This is a genomic window from Paraburkholderia sp. BL18I3N2 (genome assembly GCF_003001875.1).
In the GTDB taxonomy this organism is placed as follows: domain Bacteria; phylum Pseudomonadota; class Gammaproteobacteria; order Burkholderiales; family Burkholderiaceae; genus Paraburkholderia; species Paraburkholderia phytofirmans.
Genome location: NZ_PVNC01000016.1, coordinates 43,053 through 56,396, shown reverse-complemented (window position 1 = coordinate 56,396; position 13,344 = coordinate 43,053). Strand labels below are relative to the sequence as shown.

16 protein-coding genes are annotated in these 13,344 nt (G+C 62.7%); 4 read left to right on the top strand and 12 right to left on the bottom strand.

Translation table 11 applies throughout. The annotated features are described in order from the left end of the window. Positions 1 to 4: 4 nt before the first annotated feature. Together tadA and B0G75_RS30155 are read right to left on the bottom strand one after the other, a co-directional pair. Positions 5 to 742, bottom strand: a complete 738-nt coding sequence (gene tadA, locus B0G75_RS30160) for a tRNA adenosine(34) deaminase TadA (RefSeq protein ID WP_106313696.1) — start codon at positions 740 to 742, stop codon at positions 5 to 7. Continuing rightward, positions 739 to 1,140, bottom strand: coding sequence for a DnaJ family domain-containing protein (locus tag B0G75_RS30155; protein ID WP_106313695.1), 402 nt, complete (start codon positions 1,138 to 1,140; stop codon positions 739 to 741). The genes tadA and B0G75_RS30155 overlap by 4 nt, the downstream gene beginning before the upstream one ends. A gap of 272 nt (positions 1,141 to 1,412) precedes the next feature. Here B0G75_RS30155 and B0G75_RS30150 point away from each other — a divergent pair, with 272 nt between their 5' ends. After that, the gene (locus B0G75_RS30150; RefSeq protein WP_106313694.1) at positions 1,413 to 1,646 is read left to right on the top strand and encodes a hypothetical protein; all 234 of its coding nucleotides are present in this window, start codon (positions 1,413 to 1,415) and stop codon (positions 1,644 to 1,646) included. A 43-nt stretch (positions 1,647 to 1,689) separates the two neighbouring features. Here the strand turns inward: B0G75_RS30150 and B0G75_RS30145 are convergent, their stop codons facing one another. Next, positions 1,690 to 2,295, bottom strand: coding sequence for a 2'-5' RNA ligase family protein (locus B0G75_RS30145; protein ID WP_106313693.1), 606 nt, complete (start codon positions 2,293 to 2,295; stop codon positions 1,690 to 1,692). A 329-nt stretch (positions 2,296 to 2,624) separates the two neighbouring features. Between B0G75_RS30145 and B0G75_RS30140 the strand changes: the two genes are divergently transcribed. Together B0G75_RS30140 and B0G75_RS30135 are read left to right on the top strand one after the other, a co-directional pair. Continuing rightward, the gene (locus tag B0G75_RS30140) at positions 2,625 to 3,833 is read left to right on the top strand and encodes a putative DNA modification/repair radical SAM protein (protein WP_106313692.1); all 1,209 of its coding nucleotides are present in this window, start codon (positions 2,625 to 2,627) and stop codon (positions 3,831 to 3,833) included. 9 nt (positions 3,834 to 3,842) lie between these two features. Then, on the top strand, positions 3,843 to 5,318 hold the full coding sequence (locus tag B0G75_RS30135) for a UdgX family uracil-DNA binding protein (RefSeq protein ID WP_106313691.1): 1,476 nt from the start codon (positions 3,843 to 3,845) through the stop codon (positions 5,316 to 5,318). Between the two features lie 206 nt (positions 5,319 to 5,524). Here the strand turns inward: B0G75_RS30135 and B0G75_RS30130 are convergent, their stop codons facing one another. The 8 genes from B0G75_RS30130 to B0G75_RS30095 form a co-directional block, all read right to left on the bottom strand. Then, entirely contained in the window at positions 5,525 to 6,040 is a 516-nt protein-coding gene (locus B0G75_RS30130) for an Ohr family peroxiredoxin (RefSeq protein ID WP_106313690.1), read from the bottom strand. Between the two features lie 23 nt (positions 6,041 to 6,063). After that, the gene (locus B0G75_RS30125) at positions 6,064 to 6,819 is read right to left on the bottom strand and encodes an SDR family oxidoreductase (RefSeq protein WP_106313689.1); all 756 of its coding nucleotides are present in this window, start codon (positions 6,817 to 6,819) and stop codon (positions 6,064 to 6,066) included. A gap of 269 nt (positions 6,820 to 7,088) precedes the next feature. Then, positions 7,089 to 8,123 carry a LysR family transcriptional regulator gene (locus B0G75_RS30120; protein WP_374956931.1) on the bottom strand — a complete coding sequence of 345 codons (1,035 nt, stop codon included), beginning with the start codon at positions 8,121 to 8,123 and terminating at the stop codon, positions 7,089 to 7,091. Positions 8,124 to 8,200: 77 nt separating this feature from the next. Continuing rightward, complete coding sequence (locus B0G75_RS30115) at positions 8,201 to 8,608, bottom strand: cupin domain-containing protein (protein ID WP_106313688.1); 408 nt, start codon at positions 8,606 to 8,608, stop codon at positions 8,201 to 8,203. A gap of 70 nt (positions 8,609 to 8,678) precedes the next feature. Next, positions 8,679 to 9,158, bottom strand: coding sequence for a carboxymuconolactone decarboxylase family protein (locus tag B0G75_RS30110; protein ID WP_106313687.1), 480 nt, complete (start codon positions 9,156 to 9,158; stop codon positions 8,679 to 8,681). A 183-nt stretch (positions 9,159 to 9,341) separates the two neighbouring features. After that, a complete protein-coding gene (locus B0G75_RS30105; RefSeq protein WP_106313686.1) occupies positions 9,342 to 10,223 on the bottom strand; it encodes an RNA polymerase sigma-70 factor in 882 nt (293 codons plus the stop codon). A gap of 11 nt (positions 10,224 to 10,234) precedes the next feature. Further along, entirely contained in the window at positions 10,235 to 10,672 is a 438-nt protein-coding gene (locus tag B0G75_RS30100) for a hypothetical protein (RefSeq protein WP_106313685.1), read from the bottom strand. A 284-nt stretch (positions 10,673 to 10,956) separates the two neighbouring features. Continuing rightward, positions 10,957 to 11,481, bottom strand: coding sequence for a hypothetical protein (locus B0G75_RS30095; RefSeq protein WP_106313684.1), 525 nt, complete (start codon positions 11,479 to 11,481; stop codon positions 10,957 to 10,959). A gap of 155 nt (positions 11,482 to 11,636) precedes the next feature. Between B0G75_RS30095 and B0G75_RS30090 the strand changes: the two genes are divergently transcribed. Beyond that, positions 11,637 to 12,542, top strand: a complete 906-nt coding sequence (locus B0G75_RS30090) for a DUF72 domain-containing protein (protein ID WP_106313683.1) — start codon at positions 11,637 to 11,639, stop codon at positions 12,540 to 12,542. 34 nt (positions 12,543 to 12,576) lie between these two features. On the opposite strand, the gene B0G75_RS30085 is transcribed toward B0G75_RS30090, so the two are convergent. Then, complete coding sequence (locus tag B0G75_RS30085; RefSeq protein ID WP_106313682.1) at positions 12,577 to 13,308, bottom strand: UdgX family uracil-DNA binding protein; 732 nt, start codon at positions 13,306 to 13,308, stop codon at positions 12,577 to 12,579. Positions 13,309 to 13,344 lie beyond the last annotated feature (36 nt).

Here is a 13,344-nt window from a genome sequence, read left to right as displayed (position 1 = left end):
TGTTTTAGAGCGACTCAGCCGGGCCCGGTTCGATGCTGCCCGGTGCGCTGGCTGCGGCGGCACGTGCCGCCGCGCGTGCTTCGCGGCTCGCGCGCCGTCGCTCGGCAAAGAACGATTTGAGCGCGGCGCCACATTCGTTTTCGAGCACGCCGCCGATCACCGTGGTGTGATGATTCAACTGCGGATTCGCGAAGGCGTCGACCACGCTTCCGCACGCGCCGGTTTTCGGATCGCGCGCCCCGAACACGACTCGCGCGATGCGCGCATGCATGATCGCACCGGCGCACATCAGGCACGGCTCGAGCGTCACATAAAGTTCGCAGCCCGGCAAACGGTAGTTCTCGACGGCTTGCGCCGCGGCGCGCAACGCGGCCATTTCCGCATGCGCCGACGGGTCGTGGCCGCCGATCGGATGATTGAAACCGGTCGCAATGACTTCTTCACCGCGCACGAGGACCGCGCCAACGGGCACTTCGCCGGCGGCGCGCGCTTCTTCGGCGGCGGCTTGCGCGAGCGCCATGAAGCGGCGATCGCGCTCCGAGACTTCGGGGACGGTGGAAGATGCGGGCGGTTCGCCAGGAGTGGGATCCGAACCCGCCGAGGCGTCGGCAGCGCCCGAATCGGTCGCTCCCAATTCAGCGACGCCGCTCACTGAGCGTTGGGAACCCAGCACATTCAGTCCGGCGTGAGACTCGACGGAATCTGAATCCGGTACGGCGGAATGGGTAAGCGGTTCGCTCACTGCGAACCCGCGTCTGCCGTATCAAGGCTGCCCGCGCGCTCGGATAGCCGCTCGGCAATGCGCCGGCAGTATTCGCGCGGCAGAACCAGCGGACCGCCACGCAACGATTCAAGTGCCATATCGAGCGCCAGCATGCGCGCCTGGAGACGGCAACGGGTAGCACGGTCGCTCACGGCATTCAACTCCGCCTGCAGGTCACGCAACGCGCGCAACTGCTCGACAGCGGGCGGCACGAAGCCCGCATTCTTCAAAATCCGGTTGGCGACGCGTACTTCCTGGGGGACCAGAGCATCGTCTTCCAGGGACAGCGGCGCGCCCGCGCCCGGTAACTCGTCGAATTCGCCTCGCGCGGCGGCGGCGGCAATACGCTGTTCGACTAACGCATCAAGCAATCTCATCTGCAATCCACTACGTTGCGGCCCAAGCATTCTATCAGGGCGCGCACGATCGTTCCGCTTCTCGAACCGACGAAACCTCCTACGTTTTCAGTTTCTGCGCATTCGAGGGCATAGGGTTGTGCGCTAGCCTCAGCGATTCCGCGGCCGCGCCTTTGCCGCTCTGCTTGCCGTCCCATTTCCTGCGACAAAACCTGACAAAACACTTTCACCGAACGACGCTTATGCGTCTTCGCTCGCCGCTCCCCAGAGCCACCAACGTTATGCAATTCCGAATGATCACTTCACGCCGCAACCACGCCGTCATCACTTTCGACGCCCGCGTCAATCCGCATCTCGCCGCAGACTTTAAGCATGCCGGCAAACGCATTCCAAAAACGTGGCTACGCGCGACGCTGGCCTCCGTCACTATCGCGCTCGCGCTATCCGGTTGTGGCGTGTTCTGCGGTGGCGCGGGCGGAAGCGGTGGCGGCTTCGCCGGCGGTTGCGCGACCGGCATGCGGTTCTAGCTCGGCGCCCTTCGACAGGCCGCCCTCACCCAGACAACGCGCGCTATGATTCGGCGCCAGCCAAAGTCCAGCGAGCCAACGCGACATGCCGCGTACGCCCGAGCAAACTGTGCATCAACGCAAACTCACGCACGTTCCAGCAGACCGGCTCAACGGGACGTGCCGCGACCCACGGCATCCCGTACGCTAGCGTGACATGCGGCGTGAAGTGCGCCGCGGATGAAACCGCGCGGTCCTCAAAACCGGCGTTCTGCAGCGCACGGCCCAGGGCGTCGTGCAGTACGTGCAGGCCAGCGACACCCTCGCCTCCGCCCAGCACCAGCGGTCCCGGTCGCGGTTTCGACGCAAAGCTGACCGCCGTGTCGAATTCGACGCTAAACGGCTCCATTCTGATCAACGCGGCTGCCTGTCTCGCCGCATCGACCCGCTCTTGCGGCAAACCACCCGCAAAATTTCCCAGGTGATGCAAGGTGACATGTAGACGGCCCGCAGCAAGCGGCTTGCTTCGCGCGCGCGTCTCGCCGCAAAGCTTTTGCGCGAGCTTCGAGATACTGGCCGCTGTGGTCGCATCGGGAAAGACGGCGAAGAACAGGCCATCTGTCGGCGTTGGTGGCGCCTCGAGCCCAGACAGCCAGAGTTGTTCAGGCATGGCATTCCTGACCGGATAAAGCCGGCATGTCGATGAATCTCCATTCGTTGTGCGAGCGCACCCGCGTACCTGATCTATGCCGACCGCCCGATTGTGCGAGGCTCCACAATCGCCTTTTATCAAACCGATCGTTACTCTTGAGATAACGCCGCGTTGCAGGCAAAAAACGCGGCGCAATCCCGCACACGCGCATTTACGTTGTAGCGCTTGCGCCCCGCTCGTTCGCCGGACACGCCCCGAGCCAACGCTCGTTTTCCCATTAAAAAAACCACTTGCAGTCAAGTCTCTCCACGTACGATACTGTACATTCATACAGTATCGGTGGCAACGTGGAACTGCTCAAAAAGCTGGAAGTATTGGCCGACGCCGCGAAGTACGACGCGTCATGCGCAAGCAGCGGCGCGCCCAAGCGCGGCTCGCGCGGCATTGCCGGTCTGGGCGCCAGCACCGGCGCGGGCATTTGCCACAGTTTCACGCCTGACGGGCGCTGCGTCTCGCTGCTGAAAATCCTGCTCACCAATTTCTGTTTGTATGACTGCCAGTACTGCGTCAACCGGCGCTCGAGCAACGTGCCGCGTGCGCGCTTCACGCCCGAGGAAGTCGTCGAGCTGACGCTGGATTTCTACCGGCGTAATTACATCGACGGGCTGTTTCTGAGTTCCGGAATCATTCGGTCGTCGAACTACACGATGGAACAGCTCGTGCGCGTCGCGCAGTCGCTGCGCGAGGATCATCAGTTTCGCGGCTATCTTCATCTGAAGACGATCCCCGATGCCGATCCGCAGTTAATTGCGCAAGCCGGGCGTTATGCCGACCGTTTGAGCGTGAACATCGAACTGCCTACGGACAGCAGCCTCGCGCGGCTCGCGCCGGAAAAGAACGTCCGCACTATCAAGCTCGCCATGGGCTCGATCCGCCTTGCGCAGGAAGAAGCCCATAGCGACGCCAAGGCCCCGAAGTTCACGCCCGCGGGCCAGAGCACGCAGATGATCGTCGGCGCGGATCAGACGAACGACAGCACGATCTTGCAGACCGCCGCGACGCTTTACGGAGCGTACAGGCTCAAGCGCGTCTACTATTCCGCCTTCAGCCCGATCCCCGACAGCCCTTCCGCATTGCCGGCTCAGGCGCCGCCGTTATTACGCGAACACCGGCTGTATCAGGCCGATTTCCTGATGCGCGGCTACGGCTTCAGCGCGGACGAACTGTTCGAACAACCCGGCAACCTGTCGCTCGACATCGATCCGAAGCTCGCGTGGGCGTTGGCGCATCGCGACCAGTTTCCGGTCGACCTGAACCGCGCGCCGCTGCGTATGATCGCGCGCGTGCCGGGCATCGGCATGCGCAACGCGAAACGCCTGGTCGAGTTACGGCGTTCGCGTCGTGTGCGTTACGAGGATCTCGTGCGACTGCGTTGTCCGCTGGAAAAGATCAAGCCGTTCGTCGTGACGCAAGACTATCGCGCAGCGCTGCATGACACGTCGTCGGCCCGCTTGCGCCGGGTGTTGGCGCCCCCGGTGCAACTGGCGTTGTTGTGAAACGTCGCGATGCGTTCCATTGTTATCGAAGACCATTTCCTCGCTTGGCGCGCCGCATCGCTCGGCGCTTTAGCCGAAGGCCTGGCACCGGAGGTGATCGAATGGCGCGTCAAGCAGGAACCTGAGTCGCCGCAAGAGCAGGCGCTGTTCGACTATGGCGCGACGTCCGAGGATGCAGAGCCTCGCTCCACCGCCGTGCGTGTTTCGAAGGAACTTGTGGCCCTATTGCAAGACGCCGCGCTGTTCCGCGAGTCACAGCGCTGGGCGTTTTTGTATAGGGTCTTATGGCGCTGGCACCATGGCGACCACGCGGTCGCCTCGCCGGCGGACGAAGATGGCGCACGCCTCCACCGCATGGCCAAAAGCGTGCGGCGCGCCAAGCACGACATGATCGCTTACGTGCGGTTTCGCAAGCAGGCGCCGGCGTCAGCATCGACGGTGAAGACACCCGAATACATCGCCTGGTACGAGCCCGAGCACGATGTGCTGGCGTGGGCCGCGGAACACTTTTCGCAACGCATGGGACGCGCGAGCTGGATGATCACCACGCCGCGCGGCGCGGCCTTCTGGGACGGTGAGCAACTGCATCTGGAGCAGCGCCACGCGCTGCCCGGCGACCATCGTTGCGATACCGCGGACGAAGCCGAGGCGCTATGGCTCGCCTACTACCGCAGCACGTTCAATCCGGCGCGGCTGAACGAAGCGGCGCTCGAACAGCACATGCCGGTACGCTTCTGGAAAGGCTTGCCGGAGGGTCATCTGATCCCCGCCATGATCAGTGAAGCGAAGAGCGGGGCGCGCCGTGTGGCGCAGGCGAGCGGCGTCGGCGCGCTGGGCGGCAAAACCATTCCGGTCGAAGCGGACATGGCGCAACCGGCCCGCGACCAACCCTCGTCGCTCGATACCTGCCGGCGTTGCGCCCTGTGGCGCAATGCGACGCAAGCGGTCGGGAGTTCGGGGCCGAGCGACGCGCGCATCATGCTGATCGGCGAGCAGCCGGGCGATCAGGAGGATCTGAGTGGTCAGCCGTTCGTCGGGCCGGCGGGGCAATTGCTGGAGACCGCGATCACGCGCGCCGGCCTGTCGCGCGAGCAGGTTTATCTGACCAACGCGGTGAAGCATTTCAAATGGGAACCGCGCGGCAAACGCCGGCTGCACAAGACGCCGGGACAGCGTGAGATCGAAGCGTGTTCTTACTGGCTCGAGCGGGAGTTGCACACAGTGCGCCCGGCGGTGATTGTCACGCTTGGCGCGACGGCGCTGACCGCCTTGCTGCGCGAGAAGGTCAGCCTGAGAGACCATCTCGAAGCGCCGTTCAGAGTGGAAGGCGGCTGGGGCATCGCCACCTATCATCCGTCGTTCGCGATACGGCAGCAGACCGACGCGGACCGCGACAAATTATTGGCCGAGATCAGCAACGCGCTTGTCCGGGCGCGCGAGCTGGCCGAATGCGCCACGCCGACCACCATGAAACAGCAGAAGTAACAACCAATGACGCCGCAACGCCCTCTTCCGCGCTGTCAGACCGCTGAATCCATTCCTGCTAAAACGTTGCCGGGTAAAGCAGCGTTGTATCTGAAAACTATTGCGGATGGCTACTTCAGGTCATTCGATCTATGGAACCGTCAGAGTCAATAAATCGACAAATCCTTGTCAAACAAAATTGGCTTACAACGAAAACTCACGCGACGCTACGACTCCCCAGCGTCGTCCTGCAGCACCAGCGCAACGACATTCGCGATTCCCTGCCGCGCCATCTTCGTGTAAGGGCAAAACCGTTCGGTGTTGCGGACCAGTTCCTCGGCGACGACCCGCTCGACACCGGGCAAGCGGATACGGGTCTGCGCGGTCAGGATGAACAGACCGTCCACCGGGTCGCGGCCAAAATCGACGGTGACTTGCACCGAGGCGCCAGGAATTGGAATGCTCGCTCGTGCCGCAAGCAGACTCAGCGCGCCATGAAAGCAGGCCGCGTAACCGGCCGCGAACAACTGCTCAGGATTGGTGCCGTCGCCGGGACCATCCAGCGCCTCCGGCAATCGCAAGTGGACGACGAGATTGCCGTCGTCGGAACGGGCGATGCCCGACGCGCGCCCGTGACCCGCGTCGCCGCCTGTCACGGTGACGGTGGTCGAATACAGCGTTAGGGGGTCTCGCCCGTGATACTTGTCGAGCAGCGTCAGCGGCGGTGGACGCAATGGGGTCATGGCGCGTCTCAGCGGCTCGTGGCTTATTTCGCGGCCTGCGTCTGGGCGAACCACGCCTCGAAGCTCATCGCGCCCAGACGCGGATTTGCCCCCGGAACGAGCGTGTCGTCCTGCAACTTTGCGCCGAAGTAGCGGGCTTGCGGGTCTTCGATCACCTTGCGCGAATCGTGAGTGGCGAGGAGGAAACGCTGCACCATATCGGCGAGCCGAACGCGTTCCGGGCCTGCGATCTCAGCGATGCCGTTGCGCGGTTCGCCGGCGGCAAAGTCCGCGACGGCCGCCGCCACATCGTCCGACGCGATCGGCTGGAAGAATGCCGGAGACAGCCGTATGGTCTGGCCGTCGCTACCCGATTGCGCAATGCCGCCAAGAAACTCGAAGAACTGGGTCGAATGGACGATCGTGTACGGCACGCCCGATTCGCGGATCAGTTTTTCCTGCGCGATCTTGCCACGAAAATAGCCGCTTTCCGCGAGCCGCTCGGTGCCGACGACGGAGAGCGCGACGTGATGCTGAACGCCAGCGGCAATCTCCGCCGCAAACAGATTGCGTCCGGCTGTTTCGAAGAATTCCAGCACGGCGGCATCTTCGAACGACGGCGAATTGGCCAGATCGACCACGACATTGGCGCCCGTCAACGCCTCGTTCAGACCTTCGCCAGTGATTGTGTTCACGCCAGAAGCGGGCGACGCGGCAACGACCGCATGACCGCGCGCGCGAAGATTCTTGACGACCTTACTGCCGATGAGTCCCGTGCCACCGATCACGACGATCTTCACGATGTTTCTCCATGAGGCGACGTGCGGCTCTCGCGCCGCCACCAATTGTTCGACTCCGGCTTTGCATCGCGTCGCGAATGGTACGAACGGTACAGACGGTACAAACGGTGCGGATGAATTTGCCGGTGCTTTGCCGGACCTGCCGCGATTCACGTGCCGTCCGAACAGAAAACATGGTAAGTACGCACCGCGTCATGCGGTAGAGCCGCAGCGGCACGCATCGTGTTGCATGAAGAGCATCAATCAACGGAACGGCCATTCACATGCCGTCACTCGACCGTCGCTAACGGCGATCGCGTTGTCATCGTCGTCAGACACTGCAGGTCGAGCGCGCGCGTGTGCTCGGTCATATAGTCGACGAACACGCGGACCCGTGCGGGAAGCTGCTTGCGGCTGAGATAGCAGAGGTAGTGGCCGCCATCTTCCGGCGCGTGCTGCGCGAGACAACTGAGCAACTGCCCGCCGGCCAGCAGGTCGCACACCTGATATGCGGGCAACTGCGCAATGCCCAGCCCGTCCAGCACCGCCTGCACGATCAGATCCGGGTCGTTGAACGTGTGCTGTGCAATGGGCTGGCGACGCTGCGGAAGACCGTCGACCTTGAACTCCCATTCATTGATGCGGCCGGACGCGGCCAGGAAGTTGATGCAGCGATGATCCGCCAGTTCGTCGACATGCCGTGGCAGCCCGTGTCGTCGTGCATAAGCGGGCGACGCGCACACCAGCATCTGCATCGGAATCAGCTGGCGCGCCACGATCCCGCTGTCTTCCAACCGCCCGTCGTGAAACGAAACGTCGACGCGGTCGGCTGTGAAGTCGGCGGGTCGATCGTTCAGCAGCAGTTCGAGGGCAATCTCGGGATAGTGCGTGTGAAAGCCTCGCAGCAGCGGCGCGACGATCTTGCGGCCGAAACCCGGTGTCGAAACGATGCGCAGATGGCCGCGCGGCGGCCCGTTGCGCAGCTCCCGCATGTCTTCCAGCGCCTGGGCGATGCGCTCGATGCCAGGCTGACAGTTTTCGTAGAACAGCTCGCCCTCGCGCGTCAACGACGTGCTGCGCGTGGTGCGTAGAAAGAGGCGCGCGTCGAGCAGGGCCTCGAGTTTCTGCACGTTGCGGCTAACGGAGGACCGCCCGATGCCGAGGCGATCGCCCGCGCGGGCAAAGCTGCCTTCGTTGGCAACGGCGAGAAAAGAAACGACGCCGGCGTAACTGGTCGCAAAACTGCTTGCGAACGGGTCGGCGGCGCCGGCGATGCGGCGGCGTGATGGGTCGTCTGTCATGGAAGCGCGGTTCGTAAAGTCCATAGCGACTAGACGTATCAGCGCTCCCGTTTGTGACACGGTCCGCCATTTTTTAAACCGAATGCGGCACGCAGAGGCGGCTATTTCTCCGGAACGAGAACCGGCGCGCCCTTATCCTTCAGCAGTAGCACGAGGAACCTGGCCGGCTTCGTCTGGCTCGCGTTGCGTCCGACCGTGTGAACATCGTTTGGACCTTCATAGAACGTCTGTCCCGGTGTCAGCGTGACTTCCTTGCCGCCCTTGACCTGCATCACGATCGATCCTTCCTGTACATAGATAAACCCGTGCGCATGATGCCGATGGACGGGATCCGCCGCACCCGGCGGATACTCGACGGCGATCATCAGAGCTTCCTTGCCCGGATAGTCGTCGAGAGGCTGCGTCATCAACGGCGTGACGATCGCGACGGGCGCCTCGGCGCGGGCCACGCTCAACGAAGCGCTCACGACGACGAGCGCGGCCAGAGTCTTAGTTCTCAAACGAAGCATGATAGTGTGTCCCAGAGTAACGCGGCCCGCTCGCGCGGGCCTGAACTGGACAAAAATGAAACGCGTCTGCTCAGACGAGGTTCGCCTTGTCCAGGCCGAATGCCTTGTCGGACGAACCCGGCACCGTCTTGAACGCGACGTTCGCGCGGTTCCATCCGTTGATCGCCATCACTTCGAACGTCAAGTCCGAGAGTTCCTTTTCCGAGAACTGGGTACGCACGCGCTCGTAGAGATCGTCGGGCACGCCGTGCTCGGGAAGCCGCGTCAGCACTTCCGTCCACGCCAGCGCGGCGCGTTCGCGCGGCGCAAAAAGCGTCGACTCGCGCCACGTCGCGACGTGATGGACGCGCAACTCGCGCTCGCCGTGCAGGCGTGCTTCCTTCACGTGCATGTCCAGACAGAATCCGCAGCCATTCAGTTGCGACGCCCGGATCGACACCAGGTCACGGATCGATTCTTCGATTGTGCAGTCTTTCAGCAGATTGCTGAGTTCGAAAAACTTCTTGAACAGTTCCGGCGATTGCTGCACATAGTTGATACGCTGCGTCATGTTTTCTCCTGGCGACGATGAGTGGGCACCCCGCCCTGCGGGTGCCGTTAGCGGCACTGAGCCGCACAAAGTCATCGTAGGTGGGCGCGGGATGTCACGGTAGCCACGGGGACGCGCTCACTATGTTGTCCGCGCGGCACCAATCGTCGCGTCGAGGCGCCCGCGCCGGGGAAAAACCGGCGTTCAGCGGTTGGCGTGTGCAGCCGCAATGCGCGCGAGCTTGTCAGGGTTACGCTGCACATGAATACGGACGATGCGCTCGCCGTCTGTTTCGAACGACTGTGCCGACTCGAGTTTGCCTTCGATAAACCGCAGCAGCGCCCATTGGCCGTTGAGCACCACGAGCTTGACGCCGAGTGCGTCGCCAAAGCGCCGCGACGACGCGTAGAACAGCTGCGCGATGCGCTGGCCGCCCACCATCGGCTCCGGGAAGCTCTGGACTTTGCCGCCGCCGTCGCCGATCAGCTTAGCGTCTTCGGCCAGCAATGCGTTGATCGCGTGAAAGTCGCCGCGCTGCAGCGCCTGCACGAATGTTCGCAGCAAACGCAGATGCGTTTCGCGCGGTACCTCGGAGCGCGGACGTTCGTCGCGCAGCTGCGCTTTTGCACGGCTTACCAGCTGACGGCACGCCGCCTCCGTCTTGCCGATGGCTCGTGCGACTTCGTCATAGTCGGCGTCGAATACCTCGCGCAGCAGGAACGCCGCACGGGCTTCAGGCGTGAGCCGCTCGAGCAGCACCAGAAAAGCCACGGAGACGTCGTCGGCGCGCTCCGTGGCCTCCTCCGGCGTCGCCGGGAAATCGGTCATCTCCGGTTCGGGCAACCAGATGCCCGTGTAGTGTTCGCGTTGAATCTTCGCCGCGCGCAGACGGTCGATGGACATCCGCGTCGTGACCGCGACCAGCCACGCCTCCGCGTTGTCGATGGCTTCACGGGCTGTTGCATGCCAACGCAGCCAGACGTCCTGCACGATATCTTCGGCCTCGGCAACGGACCCCAGCATTCGATACGCGATCTTCTGCAATCGCGGGCGCAGCCCGTTAAAGGCAAGTACGTCGTCATTCATGCACCGGCTTCCTATTTTTCCCGCAGCGACGCGATATATTGTTTGGCCGCTTCGTTGCCATGCGCGAGCGCCCGTGACGCCAGAGAAAATCCCACCTGAGTTTCATGGGCGACTGCGCTGCGATCTTCATCGAAGACTTTTGCCGCGCGCCGCAGATGTTGCGCCGCCTGGCCATGAAGTTCCGACGCCGCTGCATGATGTTGCGCGGCAGTCAGGCTGCTGTCGACGGACCCTGCCGGCAATGGAGCGCCCGAATGCTTGGCGGCGAGATTGGACTCTTCGATGGCATACAGTGCGTGGCCCTGGGCCAACACGGCCTGATGCGCGGCGTGATCGTAATTTTTGGCCGCCTCGTAGTACTGCGATGCCTCCCGATGAAAGCGCGCTGCCTGCTCATGATGCGATGCAGCAGCATCGAGATGTACTTTTTTACCCTGCTTCGTATTCATGGCAGATCCTCCTGGAGCGGTCTCGCTCCGCAGCAATGCCGCAGACGCTCGAAGCTGACTGGTACAGGCCTGATTGGCAAGAGCGTCTCGCGCCGAACGCATGACTTGTTCTAATCGATGTTGCAGTTCACCGCGAACAAATACTACCTGAAAATGTGCGCGCAACTCGACCTCATCCGGCGGATGTGACGGGCGTTACGTGTCGCTCTGCTCGGACTCGTCACCCCTGACGCGTTAGCGGATCTCTACGCTGCGTTGACCGCCCTCGTGCCTCGGGCGGGCTGTCACGACTTCTTCGTACGCGGCAGCGCCGCATTCAGAAACGGGTTGAATGTGCCCGACCGGGCCGGCGTATCGGCATTGTTCGAGCGACGTCGCTTGCCTGGTTGTGTGCTGCCGGACAATTGCGCCAGCAGTTCATCCGCGTTGGCGTCTTCGTCTGCCTTTGCGTCTTCGTCGGCGTCGGCGGTTTTTCGGCTTCTGGCGCGCCGCGGTTCAGCCTCTTTGGCAGTTTCGCTCGCACCGCCAGCCGAAAGCGCGGCTTGCGCGATGTGCTCGACCACCGTCGTAAACGACGTCGAAGCCGACTGCAGATCATCGTCCGGAAGCATCGTCCGTACGACGATTTCATGCAGCGAGCGGCCATCGACGGAACGGACTCGTGGGTTGCCCTGCCAGTCGGCATCCGCATGCGCGAACGCGCCAATGACGCGCTCCAGCACCGCTGGCGACAGAACGCCGCCGTCGTAGAGGCTGACAACCACCCGCTCGAAAAATCCAAACGCAGTTGATGGAGAGGCTTTCGGCACGACTTCTTACTCCTTGAGAGTCCGTTGTTGATCGCTTCGCTGTCAGACGTTCATACCTCGCGAACTGAACTCTGGCACACGCGGCGCCATGACGGGAACACCGGTTGCTCGCGTCGTCCGCATTCAGTCCACAGATGCAATCGCGCGACATATCCATGAAACAGATTGGCGACGTACGTATCGGTATTTCCGGTTGGCGCTACAAGGGATGGAGAGATAGCTTCTATCCCCGCGGGCTGAAACAGGCCGCCGAATTGCAGTTCGCCTCGTCGCTGTTCCAGAGCATCGAAATCAATGGTACGCATTACAGCCTTCAGTCGCTCGATAGTTGGCGGCATTGGTATGCCGAGACGCCTGCCGACTTCATCTTCAGTGTGAAAGGCGCGCGGTATTTGACGCATCTCCTGCGTTTTCGCGACGACAGCGCCCAAGTCGCCAGCGCCAACTTTTTCGCGCAGGGCCTGCTCGCCCTGAATGAAAAGCTGGGGCCTATTCTGTGGCAGTTCCCGCCTTCGTTCCGCTTCGAACCGGCGGCCATGGAGCGCTTTTTACGTTTCCTGCCCCGAGACACCGCGGCTGCGCTCTCTCTCGCGAAGCAACACGATGCGCGGGTCAAGACGCCGTATGTCTCGATGGACCGCAAGCGCAGACTGCGCCATGCCGTCGAAATACGCCACGCCAGTTTTATGGACCCTGCCTTCATCGAGTTGCTCAGACAGTACGACACCGCGCTGGTTGTCTCCGACTCGACCGAATCGTGGCCGCTGGCGGAAGACGTTACCGCTGACTTCGTCTACATCCGCTTGCACGGCACCGAATCGCGGTATTCCGGCGCCTACGCGGACGAAGCGCTTGACGACTGGGCCGCCCGGATCGACGCATGGCGTCGCGGTTCTCAGCCCGCCGACGCGCGGCTGATCGCGCCGCATCGTCAGCCACCGGCTCGGGCGCGGCGGGACGTGTACTGCTATTTCGACAACGACGCCAAAACCCATGCGCCCTTCGACGCGCAGCGGTTGATTGAACGGCTCGGCTTACAAGCAGTGCGTTCGGCGGCGTAAGCGGAAGGCGCGCTTTCAGCGTGGGCCACAAACATTAGCTCGATGATCGTTTGCGCTTACCGCTCAGTGTGTCCGCGTGTTGAAGGGCCGCGACAATCGCGTCGTACACGCGTTGCCGCGTGGCGGGATCGGGCGCGCGCAACGCGAACGATGGATGATACGTCGCAACAACCGTCCGCCCGCCGTGCTCGATCGTTTTGCCGAGCGCGTCCTGTAAACGGGCGCGCGAATCGTCCAGCACCGCCTTCAGAGCGGTAGCGCCTAACGCAACGATCACAAGCGCCCCTGTACTCCGGAGTTCCTGTTCAAGCCAGTATCCGCACGCTTCGATCTCCCGCTGTCCCGGCGATTTGTGCATGCGACGCTTGCCGCGCGGCGTCCATTTGAAATGTTTGACGGCGTTCGTCACATAGACTTTTTCGCGCGCCAGCCCGGCCTCTTCGAGCGCTTTATCGAGCAGTGCTCCCGCCGGTCCGACGAACGGTCTGCCCTGCAAGTCTTCGGCGTCACCCGGCTGTTCGCCAATCAACATGATGGCGGCGTGTTTCGGCCCTTCGCCGGGCACCGCCTGTGTCGCATTGCGCCATAGCGCGCAACGGCGGCACTCGTCTAAAGTCGCCGGTTGCTGATCGCGCTCGACATCAGGGTTGGACTGCGTGCTGCCGCGGGTACGGCTCTTCGGTTTGTCTTCTGACATGGTCGGGTTCGGGGATCTGCAAACGTGCGAAAGGCGGAAGGATGCAGTGCCTGCTATCCGATTCCCCATGACCTGCCTTGGAGCAAGGTACAGGCCCGGCGCACG

What these genes read in the sequence shown, in the direction of transcription:
- B0G75_RS30150 (WP_106313694.1), top strand. Translation starts at nt 1,413, where the DNA reads ATGATCACTTCACGCCGCAACCACGCCGTCATCACTTTCGACGCCCGC.
- B0G75_RS30100 (WP_106313685.1), bottom strand. Translation starts at nt 10,672, where the DNA reads ATGAATACGAAGCAGGGTAAAAAAGTACATCTCGATGCTGCTGCATCG.
- B0G75_RS30145 (WP_106313693.1), bottom strand. Translation starts at nt 2,295, where the DNA reads ATGCCTGAACAACTCTGGCTGTCTGGGCTCGAGGCGCCACCAACGCCG.
- B0G75_RS30120 (WP_374956931.1), bottom strand. Translation starts at nt 8,123, where the DNA reads ATGGACTTTACGAACCGCGCTTCCATGACAGACGACCCATCACGCCGC.
- B0G75_RS30110 (WP_106313687.1), bottom strand. Translation starts at nt 9,158, where the DNA reads ATGACGCAGCGTATCAACTATGTGCAGCAATCGCCGGAACTGTTCAAG.
- B0G75_RS30090 (WP_106313683.1), top strand. Translation starts at nt 11,637, where the DNA reads ATGAAACAGATTGGCGACGTACGTATCGGTATTTCCGGTTGGCGCTAC.
- B0G75_RS30130 (WP_106313690.1), bottom strand. Translation starts at nt 6,040, where the DNA reads ATGACCCCATTGCGTCCACCGCCGCTGACGCTGCTCGACAAGTATCAC.
- B0G75_RS30155 (WP_106313695.1), bottom strand. Translation starts at nt 1,140, where the DNA reads ATGAGATTGCTTGATGCGTTAGTCGAACAGCGTATTGCCGCCGCCGCC.
- B0G75_RS30085 (WP_106313682.1), bottom strand. Translation starts at nt 13,308, where the DNA reads ATGGGGAATCGGATAGCAGGCACTGCATCCTTCCGCCTTTCGCACGTT.
- B0G75_RS30135 (WP_106313691.1), top strand. Translation starts at nt 3,843, where the DNA reads ATGCGTTCCATTGTTATCGAAGACCATTTCCTCGCTTGGCGCGCCGCA.
- B0G75_RS30115 (WP_106313688.1), bottom strand. Translation starts at nt 8,608, where the DNA reads ATGCTTCGTTTGAGAACTAAGACTCTGGCCGCGCTCGTCGTCGTGAGC.
- B0G75_RS30105 (WP_106313686.1), bottom strand. Translation starts at nt 10,223, where the DNA reads ATGAATGACGACGTACTTGCCTTTAACGGGCTGCGCCCGCGATTGCAG.